Genomic DNA, 17638 nt, shown 5'->3' with positions numbered 1-17638 from the left:
CGGTGTGCTGCACGGCTCCACTGTTTTTCGTCGGATCGGGGCCTCGGCGGGCAGCCTCGGCGCGGCCACGCGGGGTGGCGGGGGATGGTCCGGGTCAGGCTTCGCGGCGGGTCATCGCCCACGCGATGTCGTGCAGTTGGCGGTAGGCGTCGGCGGTCGGCCGGGCCAGTGACAAGGACCGCAGCGCGGCCGCCATCTGGCGGCGGGCCTCCTCCTCGGCCGCCTGCCGTCCGCCGGCCCGCTCCACGAGGTGACGCGCCAGGTCGATGTCGTCCTCGTCCAGTGGGTGCGGTGCGCTGTACAACTCGCGCAACCGCTCGGCCTCCGCGCCCGGAGCCGCGAGGGCCGCCGCCACCGGCAGCGACTTCTTGCGCGCGGCGAGGTCCGCGCCGACCGGCTTGCCGCTGCGCGCGGTACGGCCCCAGATGCCGAGGATGTCGTCCGCGCACTGGAACGCCACGCCGAGTCGCCGGCCGAACTCCCGCAGGCCGCCGACCCGGACGTCGTCCGCGCCGGCCAGCACGCCGCCGAGCGCGCAGGCGCAGCCGATCAGGGCGCCCGTCTTGCCCGCGGCCATGTCCAGGTAGTCCGCGACCGACACCTCGTGGGCCTTCTCGAACGCGACGTCGTCGCTCTGCCCCTCCACCAGTTCCAGGAGGGCGCCCACGAGTTCCTGCACGGCTGCCTCGGCCCGCCCCGGCGGGGCCTGGGCCAGCGCGCGCAGCGCCGCGACCAGCAGCGCGTCTCCGGTCAGTACGGCCGCCGGGGTCCCGAACAACGACCAGGCGGCGGGCCGGTGGCGGCGCAGCGCGTCGCCGTCGATGACGTCGTCGTGCAGCAGGGTGAAGTCGTGCACCAGCTCGACCGCCACGGCGCCGGGCACCGCGGCCGACGGATTCCCTCCGACGGCCACCGCCGACAGCAGAGTGAGTGCCGGGCGCACCGCCTTGCCACCGCCGGACTCGGCCGCGCGGGGTGCGCCGTCGGCCTCGCACCAGCCCCGGTGGTACCGGGCCACCAGGCTCTCCGCGGCCGGCAGCGCCTCGACCGCGGCCCGCAGGGCGGGCGAGAGCACGTCGTCGACCCAGTCCAGACGCGGAAAGGCACCTACCGGGGCCGAGTCGGTGATCTGCGACACGTACTGCTCCTCACGTTGGCAGGGCACGTTGGCGGAAAGCGGGAACCGACGGCACTCGCACCGCGCCGCGTCGGCCGCACCGCCAGTCAATCGGCTGCCGCACCGCGGGGAGAGTCCGCGGCGCACCACCCGGCGAAAGATCACCGGAGCAGCCCAGCTCTATGACCATGCACCCAGCCGACAATCACGCCGACCGCCCGCCACGGCTCCCGCCGACCGCCTCACGCGATCCGCAGTCCGCCCCGCCGCGGGATGCGACGGGGCGGACGGTTGCGGACGGTCCGTCAGCACGGTGTGACCGCCATCAACTTCTCGAAGGAAGCCATGCAGTCCGGGCAGTGACGTGCCCGTTCACCGTCGGATGCCTCGATACGTTCACGGAGTCGCTGTCCGCACAGGGTGGCCGCGGCCTGTTTGGCCATCACGTGCCACACCAACGCTCCGCCCGCCTTCTCCGGGCCCACGCACATTTCGTACATGATCGGCCTCCCAGCCTGGACGCCGCTGACACTCTCCAGGAGACACCGGATCGGCCGTCACCAGTACTGTGCGGGGGCCATTCGGGTGACGGCCGCTTCGTCCCTCCGAGGTGACGACGCACCCGGACGGATAGAAACGATCAGCCAATCGGTCCTACATGGGTGGTCGCGTGACGTGGCGTCGACGTGGGCCGCCGGGGGTCGGCTGCTCTGGTCGGATGGCGACACAGACCGAACCGATCGCGCCGGTCCCGGCGGCGGAACACCGCGGCAAGGGGCGGGTGGTCGTCTCCTGGTTGACCACGACCGATCACAAGCGGATCGGCCATCTCTACCTCATCACGTCGTTCGCGTTCTTCCTGATCGCCGGGGTGCTGGCGATGCTGATCCGGTTCGAGTTGGCCCGCCCGGGTCTGCAGCTGCTCTCCAACGAGCAGTACAACCAGGCGTTCACGATGCACGGCACGATCATGCTGCTGCTGTTCGCCACCCCGACCTTCGCCGGATTCGCCAACGCCGTCATGCCGTTGCAGATCGGTGCGCCCGACGTGGCCTTCCCGCGGCTGAACATGCTGGCGTACTGGCTGTTCCTCTTCGGCGGTCTGATCGTGCTCGGTGGCTTCCTCACCCCGCAAGGCGCCGCGGACTTCGGCTGGACCGCGTACGCACCGCTGAGTGGGCCGATCCGGTCCCCGTACCTCGGCGGCGACCTCTGGATCATGGGGCTGGCGCTGTCCGGGTTCGGCACCATCCTGGGGTCGGTCAACTTCATCACCACGATCATCTGCATGCGCGCGCCCGGCCTGACCATCTTCCGCATGCCGATCTTCGTCTGGAACGTGCTGCTGACCTCGGTCCTGGTGCTGCTGGCGTTCCCGGTGCTGGCGGCGGCGCTGCTGGTGCTGGAGGCGGACCGGCACTTCGGTGCGCACGTGTTCGACGCCGAGAACGGCGGGGCGATCCTGTGGCAGCACCTGTTCTGGTTCTTCGGCCATCCCGAGGTGTACATCCTCGCGCTGCCGTTCTTCGGGGTGATCACCGAGATCATCCCGGTCTTCGCCCGTAAGCCGATCTTCGGTTACATGGGCCTGGTGGGTGCCACCATCGCCATCGCCGGGCTGTCGGCCACCGTCTGGGCGCACCACATGTTCGCCACCGGTGCGGTACTGCTGCCGTTCTTCTCGTTCCTGACGTATCTCATCGCCGTCCCCACCGGGGTGAAGTTCTTCAACTGGATCGGCACGATGTGGAAGGGGTCCCTGTCCTTCGAGCCGCCGATGCTGTGGGCGGCCGGCTTCCTGGTGACGTTCCTCTTCGGGGGCCTGACCGGAGTGATCCTCGGCTCACCGCCGCTGGACTGGCACGTCACCGACTCGTACTTCGTCGTGGCGCACTTCCACTACGTCCTGTTCGGCACGATCGTGTTCGCGATGTTCGGCGGATTCAGCTTCTGGTGGCCGAAGATGACGGGCCGCATGCTCGACCACCGTCTGGAGAAGGTGCACTTCTGGACGCTGTTCGCCGGTTTCCACACCACGTTCCTGGTGCAGCACTGGCTCGGCGTCGAGGGCATGCCGCGCCGGTACGCCGACTATCTGGCCGTCGACGGATTCACGGCCCTCAACACCCTCTCCTCCATCGGCGCGTTCCTGCTGGGCCTGTCCACGCTGCCGTTCCTCTACAACGTGTGGCGGACCGCCAAGTACGGCCGGCCGATCGAGGTCGACGACCCCTGGGGCTACGGGCGCTCGCTGGAGTGGGCCACGTCCTGTCCCCCGCCCCGCCACAACTTCCGCGAAATGCCGCGCGTGCGCTCCGAGTCGCCGGCCTTCGACCTGCACCATCCCGGCCTCGCCCGGCTCGACCAGGCGGAGCAGACCGGGCGGCGCGACGCGGTGGAGCCGGGGTGAGGGGCACAAGGGCGGCGACCGTACGTCCTGACGCGCGTCAGGGCACGCGTACGCCGGTGACGGCGAAACCGCTGCGTGGACGGGTCGGGACGCGGCGCAGCGGGATGCGCAGATCCTGCTCGGGGACCGTGTACTCCAGACGGGCCAGCCGCACCGTCAGGGATTCCAGCAGGCCCACGGTGACGCGCTCGCCGGGGCAGCGGTGGCCGGTGGCCGGATCGCCGCCGCCCTGCGGGATCAGCTCGTCGGGGTCGACGGGCCGCTCCAGAAACCGTTCCGGCCTGAAGGTGTAGGGGTCGCCCCAGAGCTTCTCGTCGTGGTTCTGGCCGTAGACGTCGAGCAGCAGCATCCCGCCGGCGGGGACGGACTCGCCGTGCCAGGTCAGCTCCTTGAGGGTCCGGCCGCCGAGGAACGGGGCGAACGGGTAGAAACGGCGGACCTCGTGCGCGAACGCCGTGGCGAACGCTCGGTCACCGGCGCGCAGCCGCTCCTGGTGGGCCGGCCACCGGTGCAGGGCGTGGGCGGCGAAGGCCACGAACCAGCTCACGGCGGCCGTGGGGCGCAGCACGTTCAGCAGTTCCACCGCCGCCGTACGGGCGTCCAGCGGTTCGTCCGACGCGTCGTGGTGCCGGGCGACCCGCTCCAGCACCGAGCCCCCGGGGGCGGTGACCTTCCCGGACCGTACGTCCTCGATCAGGCGGGCCATGCGGGCCTCCTGCCGGGCGCGGGCGCGGCGGGCCCGCAGATGGCGGGGCCCGAGGGTGGCGAAGCCGTCGACCATGGCGATCAGGTCCCGCGCCAGTGGCTCCGCGTCGACGGCCTCGGCCGGGAGCCCGGCCCAGCGGCAGACCCCTCGGGTGAGTACGACGCCCGCCTCGTCGAACAGCACGACGCGGGGGCGTTCCCGCCAGGAGCGTGCGGCCTCGTCCCAGGCCGCGGTGACGTGCTCGGTGAGGCCGGCGACCCGGTCGGGGTCGAGCAGCGGAAGGAACAACTCCTTGCGCACGCGGTGGGCGTCCCCGTCGAGGGTGTGGACCGCGCCCTGCCCGAACAGCGTGTCAAGGACGGGTGCGGGGACGGCGCCGTGACGATGGACGTTTCCCTCGTCGTAGAAGAAGCGCACCGCCTCCGGTCCGCGCACGGCCAGCGCGGGTTTGCCGAGCAGCCGGGTGCGCACCACGGAGTCGGCGCTGTCCCGCATGCGGTTGGGCAGCCAGGCGTACCCCTCGGTCAGCAGGGGCAGAGTGCGGTCCATCAGCGGGCGGCGGTGCTCGTCCATGGCCGGCGAGTGCCCCGGGCCGCAGCGCGGACACCTGGCCGCTACGTCACGGCGGGCCGCCCTCGGCCCGGACGACGGGCCGCCCGCCGTGACGTCGCGGGCGGCGACCGCCGCGGCCGTTCAGTTCAGCTTGTCGACGGCAGTGACCGTGGTGGCCTTGAAGTCGGCCACCTGGGCGTGCGCGAACGTGCCCATCTGACCCCACTGCACGACGGTCACGGTCCTGCCGTCCCGGCCCACCGAGAACAGGCCGATGTCGGAGGCGCCCCACTCGGCGACCGTGTGGACGCCGTAGACGTGGGCGCCCTCCTCCACGTTCAGCCGGCCGTAGTACTTCTGCGTGGCGGTGATGTCCGGGTACTGCTCCATCACCTTCCGCGCGCAGTCGGCGAGGTCCCTGCGCAGCAGGGCGGCGAACTCCCTGGCCTGCCGCGTGCCGCGCTCGACGACCGTGACCTGGAGGGCGCCGGTGTCGTACTCGGTCCAGTACCGGCGGTGGGAGGCGGTGGACGGCAGCGCCTCGCCGACGCACATGGGCAGCGGGTCCGGCTGCCCTGCGGTGACCGGTCCGGCGTACCAGTCGGAGGTGGGATGCGGCGGCAGTTCGGCCGGCTCCAGGAAGGCGGGCGGGTCGGTCCGCGGCGTCGCGGTCGCCGGGACGGCGGCCACGGCGACCGCGGCACCGGCCGCGAGCGCGGTCACTGCGGCGCGGACCCGTCGGTTATGGACGTACATGTTTCCCCCGTGTCGGTTCGTCGGCATCGGTCGTCCTTTTCCCCGTACGACCCGTACGACCCGACACGACGGCGAAGGGTTGCCCCTGTTCCCTCCTACGAATTCACCCGGCCGCGTTGTCGGTGCGCATCCGCACCTGCTCCTCCAGACGCCGCAGGCTGCTGTCGAGGGCGTCGGCCACCGCGTGCTGCCCGGGGTCGTGGCCCTCGTCGAAGAACGACAGGTGCACCGTCACCTCGCTGGCCCCGCTGTCGAGTCCGGCGACCTGCAGCCAGCCGGCGTAGCTGCCCTGGTCGCGGGTGCCCCATTCGAGCCGCATCTGCTCGGGCCGGGCGCTCAGCAGCGCGGAGGTGTCCTGGTCGGTGCGGTCCTCGTGCACGGTGACCGCCGGCGGGTCCTCGGGCTCCACGTGCAGGTCCCGGGGCAGCCAGGTGTCCAGCTGCCCGACGTTCGCGGCCTGGTCGAAGACCTGCTCGGCCTGGGCGGGCATGGTGCGGGAACGCTCGTACTCGGTCATCTGGCACCACTCCTCGGCGCTCGGGGTCGTACGACGTGACGCGTGCCCTGTCTGCCCGGACCGAAGCGCTCCGCGGGTGATCCGTCCGACGGGCGGGGCGGGGCGCGCGGTGCCAGACTGCTGCGCAGTGTGCCCCGCCACGACGGGTTTCTCGACGAGGGGAGACGAGGTGTCGACGCCAGAGGCGAGCGATGCGCTGCTGCAGGACTTCCTCGCCGATCCGGCCCATCTGACCCTGGACCTGACCGCCGCGGTGGCCCGGTGCGCGAAGGCGCTGGATCTCCAGCACGCGGTGGTCTACCTCGTCGACCTGCAGCAACGACACCTCGTACCGCAGACCGACGTGGGTTCGGCCATCCCCGTCGACGACTCCCTCGCGGGCTGGGCCTACCGCACCCAGGCGCTGCGGGTGGAGGAGTCGGGCACGGGCGGCGTCACGGCGTGGCTGCCCCTGCTGGACGGCGCCGAGCGGCTCGGCGTGCTGGCGGTCCACTCGTCGGCGCTCACCTCCGCGACGCTGACCCGGGGCCGGGCGCTGGCCTCTCTCCTGGCCATGATGATCACCTCGAAGCGGGCCTTCGAGGACTCCTTCGTCCGGCACACCCGTACCGAGCCGATGCACCTCCCGTCGGAGATGCTCCGCGCGTTCCTGCCGCCGCGCACGATCGGCAACTCGCACGTCGTGTCGACTGCCGTCCTCGAACCGGCCTACGAGCTGGGCGGCGACGCCTTCGACCACTCGCTCACCCAGACGACGCTGCACGTCTCGGTCATCGACTCCATGGGGCACGACCTGGCTTCCGGGCTGACCAGCGCGGTGGCGCTGGCCGCCTGCCGCAACGCCCGGCGCAACGGCGCCGATCTGCCCGCGCTCGTGGAGTGCGTCGACGACGCGCTGGCCCGCTGGCTGCCGGAGCAGTACTGCACCGCGGTCCTCGCCCAGTTGGAGTTCGAGACCGGTCTGCTGCGCTGGAGCAACTGCGGTCACCCGGCGCCTCTCCTGATCCGGGGTGAGCAGTTGATCGTCGACGGCCTGGAGCGGGACGCCGACCCGCCGATGGGCGCGCCGGCCTTCCTGTCCCCCGAGCCGCGTCGGACGCACGAGATGAGGCTCGAACCCGGTGACCGGGTGCTGATGTACACCGACGGGGTCACGGAGGCGCGCACCCGGGAGGAGAAGCTGTTCGGGCTCGAACGGTTCGCGGACTACGTCATCCGAGCCACGGCGGGCGGCGAGCTGGCGCCCGAGTCACTGCGGCGCCTGATCCACTCCATTCTCGACTCGCAGACCGGCGGACGGCTGCGGGACGACGCGACGATCCTGATGTTCGAATGGCGGCCGCCGGCCTCCTGACGCCGCCGGGGCACGGGCCCCGACGGGTCAGACCGGGTGCCCTCGCGCACGCAGCCAGTCGTGCACGGTGTCCTTGTCCGACGGGGTGATCCGGACGGGCCCTTCCACGTAGGGGCCCTCGTCCTCGGTGAAGCCGGTGTCCGTGATCCTCGCGGTGACCCAGGTGGCCAGATCCTGGGCGGCCCGCTCGGACAGAGCGCCGCGTTCCCAGCCGGTGCGGGCCTCGTGGGCCGCGGCACGATCGTGGTGTTCGGTCTCCGCCAGCCACGCGGCCACCAGCCGTTCCACCGTCCGGCGGTCCTCGGGCCCGGTCCGCTGCTGCGCCTGCTTGTCGTTCATGCCGCCCGAGTGCCCGGATTCCGCCCGGCGCCCCACCTCGGGGACGGGTTCGTGTCGGCGTTACCGCGCCGGGTACCCGGAACCCCAGCGGAGGAGACAGCCCGGAAAGGGGACAGCAATGACGCAGCCCGCCGACGACCGCGCTCTCGACCAGCGCGCCGGCGTTTCCGAGCTCCGTCTGGCAGCGGGGGACCCCGAACTCGTCCCCCAGAACGACGCACGCCACGAAGATCTCCCGCTCGACCGCAACCAGGCGATCCTGCAGGCGGCCAAGCAGGTGGGCTCGATCCTGAAGAAGAGGGAGCACCCGTTCGCGCTGGCCGGCAGCGTGGCCGTGTACGCGCACGGCGGCACCCAGAACCTCCAGCACGACGTCGACTTCTGCATCCGGCCCGACGACGCGGAGGCCGTCGCCGCGACGCTGCGGGAAGCGGGTCTGGCGGTGTACACGCCGCCCGAGGACTGGCTGCTGAAGGCGAACTGTCTGGGGCAGCAGGTCGACCTCATCTTCGAGCTGGCGCACGAGCCCGTCACGACACAGCTGCTGGCGCGGGCCCAGGACCTCTCGGTCGACTCGGTGCTCATGCCGGTCCTGTCGCCGACCGATCTGCTGCGCGGTCTGCTGGCGGCCTTCTCGGAGCACCACTGCGACTTCGGGGCGGTTCTGCCGATCGCCCGCACGCTGCGGGAGAAGATCGACTGGGAAGAGCTGCGCCGCGACTGCGGGGACGCCCCGATGCCCGCCGCGTTCTTCTTCATCCTCGAACGCCTGGAGATCATCTCCCCGGCCCGTTCCGCGAAGGAGGAGCAGCGATGACCGACCCCGTCGCACACCAGGGACCCGCGGCGAGCGGCACCCCTGCCGCGGCCGAGAACGTCGAGTACCGCGTGGCCCACCTGCACGACCGGCTCGCCGCGGAGGAGCTCGGCGAGCTGGGCGTACGGGCCGAGATCCGGGCCGGCGCGATCGTGCTCACCGGCACGGTGCCGTCCGCGCAGTGCCGCGAGACGCTGCTGCGGGTCGCCCACGAGGAGCTGGCCGGGCTCACCGTGCACACCGACGTCGTGGTGGCGGAGACGGCCGGCCCCGACCATGCGGAGGAGCTGTGATGATCCGCGTCGCCGCCGTCGGGGACATCCACATGGGGCCCGACAGCCAGGGACTGCTGCGGCCGGCCTTCGAGACCCTGCCCGACTGTGCCGACCTGCTGCTGCTCGCCGGGGACCTCACCCGGCACGGCACGCCGGAGGAGGCGCGGGTGGTGGCCCGGGAGGTGCGCGACCTGCCGGTGCCGGTGGTCGCCGTGCTCGGCAACCACGACCACCACGACGAGCAGCCCGAGAAGGTCACCGCCCTCCTCCAGGACGCCGGCGTGCGAGTCCTGGAGGGCGAGGGGACCGTCGTGGAGTGCGCCGGGACCCGGGTGGGGATCGCCGGGACCAAGGGATTCGGCGGCGGTTTCGTCGGTCGCAGCGCGGGGGAGTTCGGCGAGCCGATCATGAAGGAGTTCGTCCGCACCACACGCCGCTCGGCGGACAGCCTGCACGCCGCGCTGAAGGAGTTGGACGACGAGGGCTGCGCGGCCCGGGTGGCGCTGACCCACTTCTCCCCCGTCGCCGACACGCTCGCCGGGGAGCCGCTGGAGATCCACCCGTTCCTCGGCAGCTATCTGCTGGCCGAGGCGATCGACACGGCCAGCGCGGACCTCGCCGTCCACGGCCACGCCCACCTGGGCTCGGAGCACGGGATGACGGCGGGTGGCGTACGGGTGCGCAACGTGGCCCAGCCCGTCATCCGCCGGGCCTTCAACGTCTACCGCCTGGGCACCGCCTGACCGCCGCCCCGTGCGTCAGGTCCGGCCGGTGTCCTGCGTCGTACGCCCGAGGCAGGTGACGTCCGCGGGGTCCAGGCCCGCCGCCTCGACCACGTGGAAGCCCATACGGTCGTAGAAGGCCCTGGTCGGCGTGTTGGCCGTGGCCATGACCAGGTGGACGGCCGGTACGCCGCGCTCCCGCAGTGCCCGCCAGAACGTGCGCATCAGCTCCCGGCCGTGTCCGTGGCCCTGCCAGTCGGGCAGCAGGTCGATGTGCAGATGGGCGGGGTACCCGGCCAGTTCGGGGACGATCATCCGCTCCGGGTCGTGCAGCAGCCCGGCCATGACCTCGTCCGGGGAGCCGGGCGCGGCGTCCGGCGCCGGATAGCGGTCCGCGACCCGCGGCAGCCACTTGGCACGGAACTCCTCCGCGAAGCGCGGGGTGTCCGCCGTGCCGAGGATGTAGCCGACCGCCCGGCCCTGTCCGTCGTCCAGCACGAAGGCCAGGTCCGGGTCCAGGTGGACGTAGGGGGCGGCGAAGATGGCGGGCAGGACGGCGGGGTCGGCGTACACGGGCCGGCTGTCCCGGCCGTTGTGCGCGGTGCGGACGCAGATGTCGTCGAGGGCCTGGGCGTCGGCGGGGCGGTACGGGCGTACGGCGGCTGTCGAGGTCACCGCAGCATCCTGCCCGGCTGGGAGCGCTCCCACAAGTGGTCCGCTTCGATCGGTGGCGCCCGGGTACCCGGCGGCCGGCATTGTGGCGGCAGTTGGCGGGAGGCCGGCGATGGAGGACACGGACCGGATCGCACTCCCGTGGGGCGACAGGGTGCCCTACGGACGGCACGAGACCTGGCCGGCCCGGGTGGACACGTTCCTCGCGGAGGGGGTGGAGCCGGAGGCGGTGCAGCGATGGGTGCAGTCGGCGTCGATCCTGCACTCCGACGGCGACGCCATGGACATCGCGGTGGCCGACGGCCGGATGGTGGGCGTACGGGGCCGGGACGTGGACCGGGTCAACCGGGGACGGCTCGGTCCCAAGGACCTGTTCGGGTGGCAGGCGAACGCCTCCCGGGACCGACTGACCCGGCCGCTGGTGAGGCGGGACGGCCGGCTGGTGGAGACGGACTGGGACACCGCGATGGACCTGGTGGCCACCCGCTCGCGTGAACTCCTCGACGAGCGGGGCCCGGGCTCGATCGGCTTCTACACCTCCGGCCAGCTGTTCCTCGAGGAGTACTACACACTCGCGGTGCTCGCCCGGGGCGGCATCGGCACCAACCACCTCGACGGCAACACCCGGCTGTGCACGGCAACGGCCGGGGAGGCGCTGAAGGAGACGTTCGGCTCCGACGGGCAGCCCGGCAGCTACGACGACTTCGACCACGCCGACGTGGTCGCGCTGTTCGGCCACAACATCGCCGAGACCCAGCCCGTGCAGTGGATGCGGCTGCTGGACCGGATGGAGGGGGCCGACCCACCGCGCCTGCTGTGCGTGGACCCCCGGCCCACGCGGGTCGCCCGGCACGCCGCCGTGCACCTCGCGCCCCGCGGCGGCACGAACGTCGCCCTGCTCAACGCGCTGCTGCACGAGACCATAAGGCACGACCGGATCGACCACGACTTCATCGCCGCGCACACCGTCGGTTTCGAGGAGCTGGCCGACCGGGTCGCCGACTGCACGCCCAAGTGGGCCGCGGACATCTGCGACGTCCCCGCCGCCCGGATCGAGGAGGCGGCCGAACTCGTCGGCACCAGCGGCGCGTTGGTGTCCACCGTCCTCCAGGGCGTCTACCAGTCCCACCAGGCCACCGCCGCCGCGGTGCAGATCAACAACCTGCACCTGATCCGCGGCATGCTGGGCCGCCCCGGCGCCGGCCTCCTGCAGATGAACGGCCAGCCCACCGCGCAGAACACCCGCGAGTGCGGCGCCAACGGCGACCTGCCGGGCTTCCGCAACTGGCAGAACGACGCCCACGTCGCCGACCTCGCGAAGGTGTGGAACGTCGAGCCGGAGACCATCCCGCACTACGCGCCGCCCACGCACGCGATGCAGATGTACCGGTACGCCGAGCAGGGCTCGATCCGGATGCTGTGGATCAGCGGCACCAACCCCGCCGTGTCCCTGCCCGAACTGTCCCGCATCCGCTCGATCCTGACGCAGGAACGCCTGTTCACAGTCGTACGCGACCTGTTCCTGACGGAGACGGCGCAACTGGCCGACGTGGTGCTGCCGGCAGCCACCTGGGGCGAGAAGACCGGCGCCCTCACCAACGCCGACCGCACGGTGCACCTGTCGGAGAAGGCGGTCGAACCGCCCGGCGAGGCCAAGCCCGACCTGGACATCTTCCTGGACTACGCGCGGCGCATGGACTTCCGGGACAAGGACGGCGGCCCGCTGATCACCTGGGACGACCCCGAGTCGGCGTTCGAGGCGTGGAAGCGGTGCAGCGCGGGCCGACCCTGCGACTACACCGGCCTGTCCTACGCCAAGCTGCGCGACACCAGCGGTATCCAGTGGCCCTGCGGCGAGGGGGCGCCCGAGGGCACCGCGCGGCTCTACACCGACGGCTTCGGCTGGGCCCACCCGGACCTGTGCGAGAGCTACGGCAAGGACCTGGAGACCGGGGCGTCGCAGGAGGTCGTGGAGTACCGCTCCCTCAACCCCGACGGCAAGGCGATGCTGAAGGCCGCCGCCTACTGGCCGCCGCACGAGGAGCCGGACGAGGAGTATCCGTTCCAGCTCACCACGGGCCGGACGATCTACCACTTCCACACCCGTACGAAGACCGGGCGGGCGCCCCAGCTCAACGCCGCCGCCCCCGACGTGTGGGTGGAGATCTCCACCGCTGACGCGGACCGGCTCGGCCTCGGCGAGGGCGACCTGGTCGACGTGACGAGCAAGCGCGGTTCGCTGCGCGGACGGCTGCGGGTGACCGGCATCCGGCCGGGCCTGCTCTTCGTGCCGTTCCACTACGGCTACTGGGACACCGAGGACGGGTCCGGGCCGGGCCGGGACACTCCCGGGCGGGCCGCCAACGAGACGACCATCACGGACTGGGACCCGGCCTCCAAGCAGCCGTTGTTCAAGACGGCCACGGCCGCGCTCACCCTCGTCGAGCGCGGCGACGGCCGGCCGTCCCCGGCACCGACCACCACCGCGTCGGCACCCGCCACCGCCGGCGCCGCCCCACCCACCGCGGGCGGAACGACGGCGCACACGGCACAGACACCGGCCGCGTTCCCGCACGGCCGTGAGGAAGGCGCCCAGTGAACGGCATCACCCTGGCCCTGCGCACGCTGCACCGCGGCGAGCGGCGCCTGGCGCACGACCTGGTGAGCGTCGCCGAGCGGCACCGTACCGAGCACGAGGTCCATCACGTCGCCACCGATCTCGCCGTCTGGTCCCGGGAACACGTCCGGCGACTGGCCGAGGTCGCCGCGCACCACGACGTGAAGCTCGGCGACCCGCCCGACCAGTCGTCGGACGGCGTCTTCGCGACGCTGCGGAAGAAGGCGTCGGAGGCGGTGGTGCACCGCCCCGAGCCCGGCCTGCTGCTCCTGCGCGACCTGCGGGAGCTGCACGTCGCCGCCGCGGAGAACTCGCTGCACTGGGAGATGCTCGCCCAGGCCGCCCAGGCGTCCAGGGACAGCGAGCTGCTGGGGCTGGCCTCGGCCTGCCACCCGCAGACACTGCGCCAGATGCGCTGGACCAACACCATGATCAAGAATCTGTCGCCGCAGCTCCTCAACAGTCTGTGACCTGCGCGGGGGCCCCGCGGCGCGGCGCCGACGAGCGCAACCGCCGTGCCGGACGCCGAATGGCGCCACCGCCTCCGGGCACCTGATGATCCGAGTAGGCGTCACACCCTTGGCAACCTCCGACACCGACGGAAAGAAGCGAGAGAGCGTCATGAGTCTTTTGCGTATGGTCGGCCGCCCGATGCTCGCCTCGATGTTCGTCGCGGGCGGTCTGCACTCCCTGCGCCGGCCGGAGGACGTGGCCCCGGCGGCGGAGCCGATCGTGCGGCCGGTGGCCGACCGCGTGGCGGTGCTGCCGGACGGCACCGAACAACTCGTACGGCTCAACGGCGCCGTCCACGTGGTGGGCGGGATCATGCTCGGCCTCGGCCGCTGTCCGCGGCTGGCCGCACTGGCCCTCGCGGCGACGCTGGTCCCCACCACGCTGGCGGCGCACCGCTACTGGGAGGCGGAGGACCCGTCCGACCGCGCCCAGCAGCGCATCCACTTCCTGAAGAACGTGTCCATGATGGGCGGGCTGCTGATCGCGGCCGACGACACCGGCAGCGCCCCCTCGCTGCTGTGGCGCGGCCGTCACGCGGCCCAGGACCTGCGGCACGACGCCCACTTGGTGCACCGTTCGGTCCGGGCCGCGGCACGTCCCGCGGCGACGGCGGGCGGTCTCCGGGCCAAGCTGGGCGTCTGAGCCCGGCGCCGGCGAACCGGGCGTTAGCCCACTGAGTGTGGGGGGACCCGACGCTCGTGGCGGGTCGGTCCCGTAACCGCCACGACCTGCTGGAGGTGAAGCATGGGACACGGAGGAAACGTCATCGACGAGCTGACGACCGATCACCGTGAGGTCGAGGAGCTCTTCGGCAAGATCGAGGCGCTGCCGCCCGGTCACAAGGACCGCAAGCTGTACGCCGATCAGGCCACGATCGAGCTGATCCGGCATTCGGTGGCGGAGGAGGCGTATCTCTACCCGGCCGTCCGTGAGCACGTGGCGAACGGAGGTGCCCTCGCGGACAAGGAACTCGAGGACCACGCCGAGGCCGAGCAGATCATGAAGGACCTGGAGGGCTGCGCGTCGGACGACGCCGAGTTCGACCGGTTGATCGGCAAGCTGATGAGCGAGATCCGTGAGCACATCGCCGACGAGGAGGGCAACCTCTTCCCGAGGCTCCGCGAGGCGTGCCCCGCGGACGCGCTGAACCAGTTGGGTGACAAGGTCCGACAGGCGAAGAAGACGGCGCCGACCCGTCCGCACCCGTCCGCGCCGGACAAGCCCCCGATGAACAAGCTCCTGGCGCCCGGTGCGGGAATGGTCGACCGGGTGCGGGACGCGATGTCAGGACGCGGCAAGCCCGGCTGAGCGCACCCGTCCGCACACGTGTGAGGGGCCCGTCGCCACGGCGACGGGCCCCTCACACGGTCATGTCACACGGTCACGCCCACCACTCCCCCGCCCGCCCGGTCGTCGCCGTCGGGATCGGCTCGGGCAGGCCGCGGAGAGAGGCCACGGTGCGCTCCAGGCCGTCCTGCCAGGTCACACTCGGCAGCCAGCCGAAGATCTCACGGGCGAAGCCGGTGACCGGCCGAGGCTCGGCAGGTAGGTCCCCCGCCCCCTCGACGAACGTCAGCGGCGAGTCGGAGCCGGTCAGGTCGATCACCCGGCGGGCGATCTCCACGGCCGTGGGCTCCTCGTCGCCGCCGATGTCCACGGGCCGCACCGAGCGGCCGGCCGCGACCAGCAGCACGCCGTCGACCATGTCGTCGACGTAGCACAGGGGGTGCTTCCGGCTGCCGTCCCCGGTGACGGTGACGGGCCGGCCGGCGAGGGCCTGCTCGATGAAGCCGGCCGGGGTTCCACCGGCGTCCGTGCGCATACCGGGTCCGTAGCCGGTGAACAGCCGGACGATGCCGGCGTTCGAGCCCTGGGCGCCCGCGTGCGCGGCGACCAGGGCCTCCGAGAACCGGACGGCCTCCGCGCAGGCGCTGTGCGGGCCGACCGGGTCGGCGTCCGGCGGCGCGGCGGGAAGCGCCGGCGGCGAGGAGGCGAGCAGAAACCGGGCACCGTCCCGGTCGGCGACGGCCAGCGCGGCCTGAGTGCCGAGGCTGGCGGCCTCCAGGACCTCCACGGGCCGGTCCGGCCAGGCGGCCGAAGACGCGGGGCCCGCCAGGTGCAGGACCAGGTCGTAGGGGCCGATGAGGGCGTCCGAGCAGCCGGGCTCGGAGATGTCGCGTTCCAGGAAGCGGAAGCCGGGCCGGCCGGCGAGATGGGCCACCTTCTCCGCCCGCCCCGTGGAGAGGTTGTCCAGGCAGTCGACTTCGACACCTGAATCGAGCAGGCGGGTGCACAGATGTGACCCGAGGAACCCCGCACCGCCGGTCACCAGAACCTGGCCCCAGGGCGGGCGGACCTCTGCCCGCGGGCCGAACGCCGCCATCGGCATCATGAGGACGACCTTTCTTCCTCTGCGAAGCGCTGACGAAGCGTGCCCCGGGTGCCCCACCGAGTCGCTTTCATACTCTGACGTCTGCCGCGGCCCCAGCCGTAACAGCCCCCATCACGGCTGCCGCCCCGGCGCGTGGGGACCGGACCCTGTGATCAAACCCACTCCACTCAGCAACTTCACCACGACGAACGGAGTTTGGCCCCTCCGTTCCCGGCTCGGGGGCGGGCGGCGGCGATGACTCGCCGGTCCCTTCTGCCACGATGGTCGGCGCCGTCATCCGGCTCAGTGGAGTGGCCGCGCAACGCAGCCGGCCTTCTCGCTCCCGTCCCTTTCCCTTCCGGGTCTCACGACCCGTCTTCGAGTGGCGCACTGTGTCTTCTTCCCCTGCCCCCGCCCTGCCGGCCCCCGCCTCCGCACCGTCCGAGGCCGCGTCCCGTTCGCCGTGGCGCTCCCTGAGATACCGCAGCATGCGCTGGTGGTCGGTCGCGAACTTCGTGTCGAACGCCGGCACGTGGATGCAGCTCACGGTGCAGAACCTGCTGGTCCTGCAGATCACCGGGTCCGCCGCCGCGACGGGTCTGTCCATGTCCGTCCAGGCCGCGCCCGCGCTCCTGATCAGCATCTTCGGCGGCGCGGCCGTCGACCGCTGGCCGCGGAAGCTGACCGCCGCCGTCAGCCAGGCCCTGCTCGGCGCGGTCGCGTTCGTGACGGCGCTCATGGTGGCTCTGGACCGGCTCGACGTGACCTCCCTGATGGTGCTGGCCGCCGTCACCGGCGTCATCGCCACCGTCGACGGCCCGGCGTGTTCGCTGCTGGGCAACGACCTCGTCCCGCCGCAGGACGTGCCCTCCGCGATAGGCGTGGGCGCCCTGGTGCACCAGGCCGGCCGCCTCACGGGGGCCGCGCTGGCCGGGGTGACGGTCGGTTTCCTCGGCACCGCCGCCGCCTACGCCGCCAACGGCTTGTCGTTCCTGTTCGTGGCCTCGGTCATCCCCTTCCTGCGTCCCGCGCGCGGGGCGGTCAAGCACACCGGGGCGGTGAAGCGCGGTGCTGACGCGGACACCATGACCGTCCGCGAGGGACTGGCCTTCTTCGCACGCCGTCCCCGCCTGCTGGCGCTGGCCGGCGTCACCGGGGTCAGCGCGGTCTTCGGCCGCAACTACCAGCTCACCCTGGCCGTCCTGGTCACCGGGCCGCTCGCGGGCGGCGCCGGGTCGTTCGGCACGGTCTCCACGGTGCTGGCCGTCGGCGGCATCGTCGGCGCCGTCCTGGGCGCCCGGCTGCGCCGGCCCTCCGTTCGGATCGTGGGCGCGCTGGCAGCGGCGGGCGGGCTGCTGCAGGTGGTGGCCGGTCTGTCGCCGTCGCTGGCCGTCCTGCTGGTGATGGTGCTGCCGATGGCCGTGGTGGAGTCCGTCTCCGACACCGCGGGCACGTCGGTGCTCCAGACCGACCCACCCGCGCACATGCGGGGCCGGGTACTCGGGGTGTGGGGCAGCATCGGCACCGTGTGGGGCCTGGGCGGCCCGCCGGCGCTGGGCCTGCTGATGGAGCTGGCCGGTGCGCGCGGCGCCCTGATCGCGGGCGGACTGATCATCGCGGGCAGCATCGGCGCGGGGCACCTCCTGCGGGCGCGCAGGCTCACGGCCCCCGTGGGAGTACGGACCACAGACGCGGAAGTGCCCGGCCAGGCGGCCCTGGGAACGGCCGCCTGAGGGTGACCACCCGGGGCGGACGGAGAGCCGCGTACGGCGAGAAGGGACGTGTCGGGGGGTGTCCGCCCGCAGCGGTTGGCGCGTCAACACACGGCACTTCCGTGGCCAACCGATTCCGCGCCGTTCCGAGGACGGACACCCCCCGGCGCGGCCCGACCCACCCCACC

Annotated in this window: 17 protein-coding genes; 10 read left to right on the top strand and 7 right to left on the bottom strand. The window is 72.4% G+C overall.

Annotation, left to right across the window (positions count from 1 at the left end):
- Positions 1-94: 94 nt before the first annotated feature.
- Positions 95-1138 (bottom strand): polyprenyl synthetase family protein, encoded by a 1044-nt coding sequence (locus ACFCZF_RS03735; RefSeq protein ID WP_376670240.1) that lies wholly within the window; start codon positions 1136-1138, stop codon positions 95-97.
- 697 nt (positions 1139-1835) lie between these two features.
- Here ACFCZF_RS03735 and ctaD point away from each other — a divergent pair.
- Positions 1836-3527 carry a cytochrome c oxidase subunit I gene (ctaD, locus tag ACFCZF_RS03730; protein ID WP_376670239.1) on the top strand — a complete coding sequence of 564 codons (1692 nt, stop codon included), beginning with the start codon at positions 1836-1838 and terminating at the stop codon, positions 3525-3527.
- 37 nt (positions 3528-3564) lie between these two features.
- Here the strand turns inward: ctaD and ACFCZF_RS03725 are convergent, their stop codons facing one another.
- The 3 genes from ACFCZF_RS03725 to ACFCZF_RS03715 form a co-directional block, all read right to left on the bottom strand.
- Entirely contained in the window at positions 3565-4806 is a 1242-nt protein-coding gene (locus tag ACFCZF_RS03725; protein WP_376670238.1) for a cytochrome P450, read from the bottom strand.
- Between the two features lie 120 nt (positions 4807-4926).
- Positions 4927-5568, bottom strand: coding sequence for a hypothetical protein (locus ACFCZF_RS03720; protein ID WP_376670237.1), 642 nt, complete (start codon positions 5566-5568; stop codon positions 4927-4929).
- A 76-nt stretch (positions 5569-5644) separates the two neighbouring features.
- Positions 5645-6058, bottom strand: a complete 414-nt coding sequence (locus ACFCZF_RS03715; protein ID WP_375919668.1) for an SRPBCC family protein — start codon at positions 6056-6058, stop codon at positions 5645-5647.
- Positions 6059-6227: 169 nt separating this feature from the next.
- Here ACFCZF_RS03715 and ACFCZF_RS03710 point away from each other — a divergent pair, with 169 nt between their 5' ends.
- A complete protein-coding gene (locus ACFCZF_RS03710) occupies positions 6228-7412 on the top strand; it encodes a PP2C family protein-serine/threonine phosphatase (protein WP_376670236.1) in 1185 nt (394 codons plus the stop codon).
- Positions 7413-7439: 27 nt separating this feature from the next.
- Here ACFCZF_RS03710 and ACFCZF_RS03705 read toward each other — a convergent pair whose 3' ends face one another.
- Positions 7440-7751 (bottom strand): hypothetical protein, encoded by a 312-nt coding sequence (locus ACFCZF_RS03705; RefSeq protein WP_376670235.1) that lies wholly within the window; start codon positions 7749-7751, stop codon positions 7440-7442.
- Between the two features lie 118 nt (positions 7752-7869).
- Here ACFCZF_RS03705 and ACFCZF_RS03700 point away from each other — a divergent pair, with 118 nt between their 5' ends.
- Genes ACFCZF_RS03700 through ACFCZF_RS03690 form a run of 3 tightly spaced genes read left to right on the top strand, consistent with a single transcriptional unit; the run spans position 7870 to position 9586 of the window.
- Positions 7870-8568 (top strand): nucleotidyltransferase family protein, encoded by a 699-nt coding sequence (locus tag ACFCZF_RS03700; RefSeq protein ID WP_376670234.1) that lies wholly within the window; start codon positions 7870-7872, stop codon positions 8566-8568.
- Positions 8565-8861, top strand: coding sequence for a BON domain-containing protein (locus ACFCZF_RS03695; protein WP_376670233.1), 297 nt, complete (start codon positions 8565-8567; stop codon positions 8859-8861). The genes ACFCZF_RS03700 and ACFCZF_RS03695 overlap by 4 nt, the downstream gene beginning before the upstream one ends.
- A complete protein-coding gene (locus ACFCZF_RS03690) occupies positions 8861-9586 on the top strand; it encodes a metallophosphoesterase (protein ID WP_376670232.1) in 726 nt (241 codons plus the stop codon). Before ACFCZF_RS03695 ends, ACFCZF_RS03690 begins: the two co-directional genes overlap by 1 nt.
- A gap of 15 nt (positions 9587-9601) precedes the next feature.
- Here ACFCZF_RS03690 and ACFCZF_RS03685 read toward each other — a convergent pair whose 3' ends face one another.
- Positions 9602-10240, bottom strand: coding sequence for a GNAT family N-acetyltransferase (locus tag ACFCZF_RS03685; RefSeq protein WP_376670231.1), 639 nt, complete (start codon positions 10238-10240; stop codon positions 9602-9604).
- A gap of 109 nt (positions 10241-10349) precedes the next feature.
- On the opposite strand from ACFCZF_RS03685, the gene ACFCZF_RS03680 reads away from it, so the two are divergent.
- The 4 genes from ACFCZF_RS03680 (at position 10350) to ACFCZF_RS03665 (ending at position 14675) form a co-directional block, all read left to right on the top strand.
- Positions 10350-12836: a molybdopterin oxidoreductase family protein gene (locus ACFCZF_RS03680; RefSeq protein WP_376670230.1), complete on the top strand. Its 2487-nt coding sequence runs from the start codon at positions 10350-10352 to the stop codon at positions 12834-12836.
- Positions 12833-13324, top strand: a complete 492-nt coding sequence (locus tag ACFCZF_RS03675) for a hypothetical protein (RefSeq protein ID WP_376670229.1) — start codon at positions 12833-12835, stop codon at positions 13322-13324. Before ACFCZF_RS03680 ends, ACFCZF_RS03675 begins: the two co-directional genes overlap by 4 nt.
- Positions 13325-13475: 151 nt before the next feature.
- Positions 13476-14009 carry a DoxX family protein gene (locus ACFCZF_RS03670; RefSeq protein ID WP_375925242.1) on the top strand — a complete coding sequence of 178 codons (534 nt, stop codon included), beginning with the start codon at positions 13476-13478 and terminating at the stop codon, positions 14007-14009.
- A 102-nt stretch (positions 14010-14111) separates the two neighbouring features.
- The gene (locus ACFCZF_RS03665) at positions 14112-14675 is read left to right on the top strand and encodes a hemerythrin domain-containing protein (protein ID WP_376670228.1); all 564 of its coding nucleotides are present in this window, start codon (positions 14112-14114) and stop codon (positions 14673-14675) included.
- A gap of 73 nt (positions 14676-14748) precedes the next feature.
- Here ACFCZF_RS03665 and ACFCZF_RS03660 read toward each other — a convergent pair whose 3' ends face one another.
- Complete coding sequence (locus ACFCZF_RS03660; RefSeq protein ID WP_376670227.1) at positions 14749-15759, bottom strand: NAD-dependent epimerase/dehydratase family protein; 1011 nt, start codon at positions 15757-15759, stop codon at positions 14749-14751.
- 467 nt (positions 15760-16226) lie between these two features.
- Here ACFCZF_RS03660 and ACFCZF_RS03655 point away from each other — a divergent pair, with 467 nt between their 5' ends.
- Positions 16227-17471, top strand: coding sequence for an MFS transporter (locus ACFCZF_RS03655; protein WP_375920839.1), 1245 nt, complete (start codon positions 16227-16229; stop codon positions 17469-17471).
- Positions 17472-17638 lie beyond the last annotated feature (167 nt).

It is taken from the genome of Streptomyces sp. NPDC056296 (assembly GCF_042268605.1).
Taxonomy (GTDB): Bacteria; Actinomycetota; Actinomycetes; order Streptomycetales; family Streptomycetaceae; genus Streptomyces.
The sequence above is the reverse complement of the archived record's forward strand: the minus strand, read 5'-3'. Positions and strand labels throughout refer to the sequence as shown.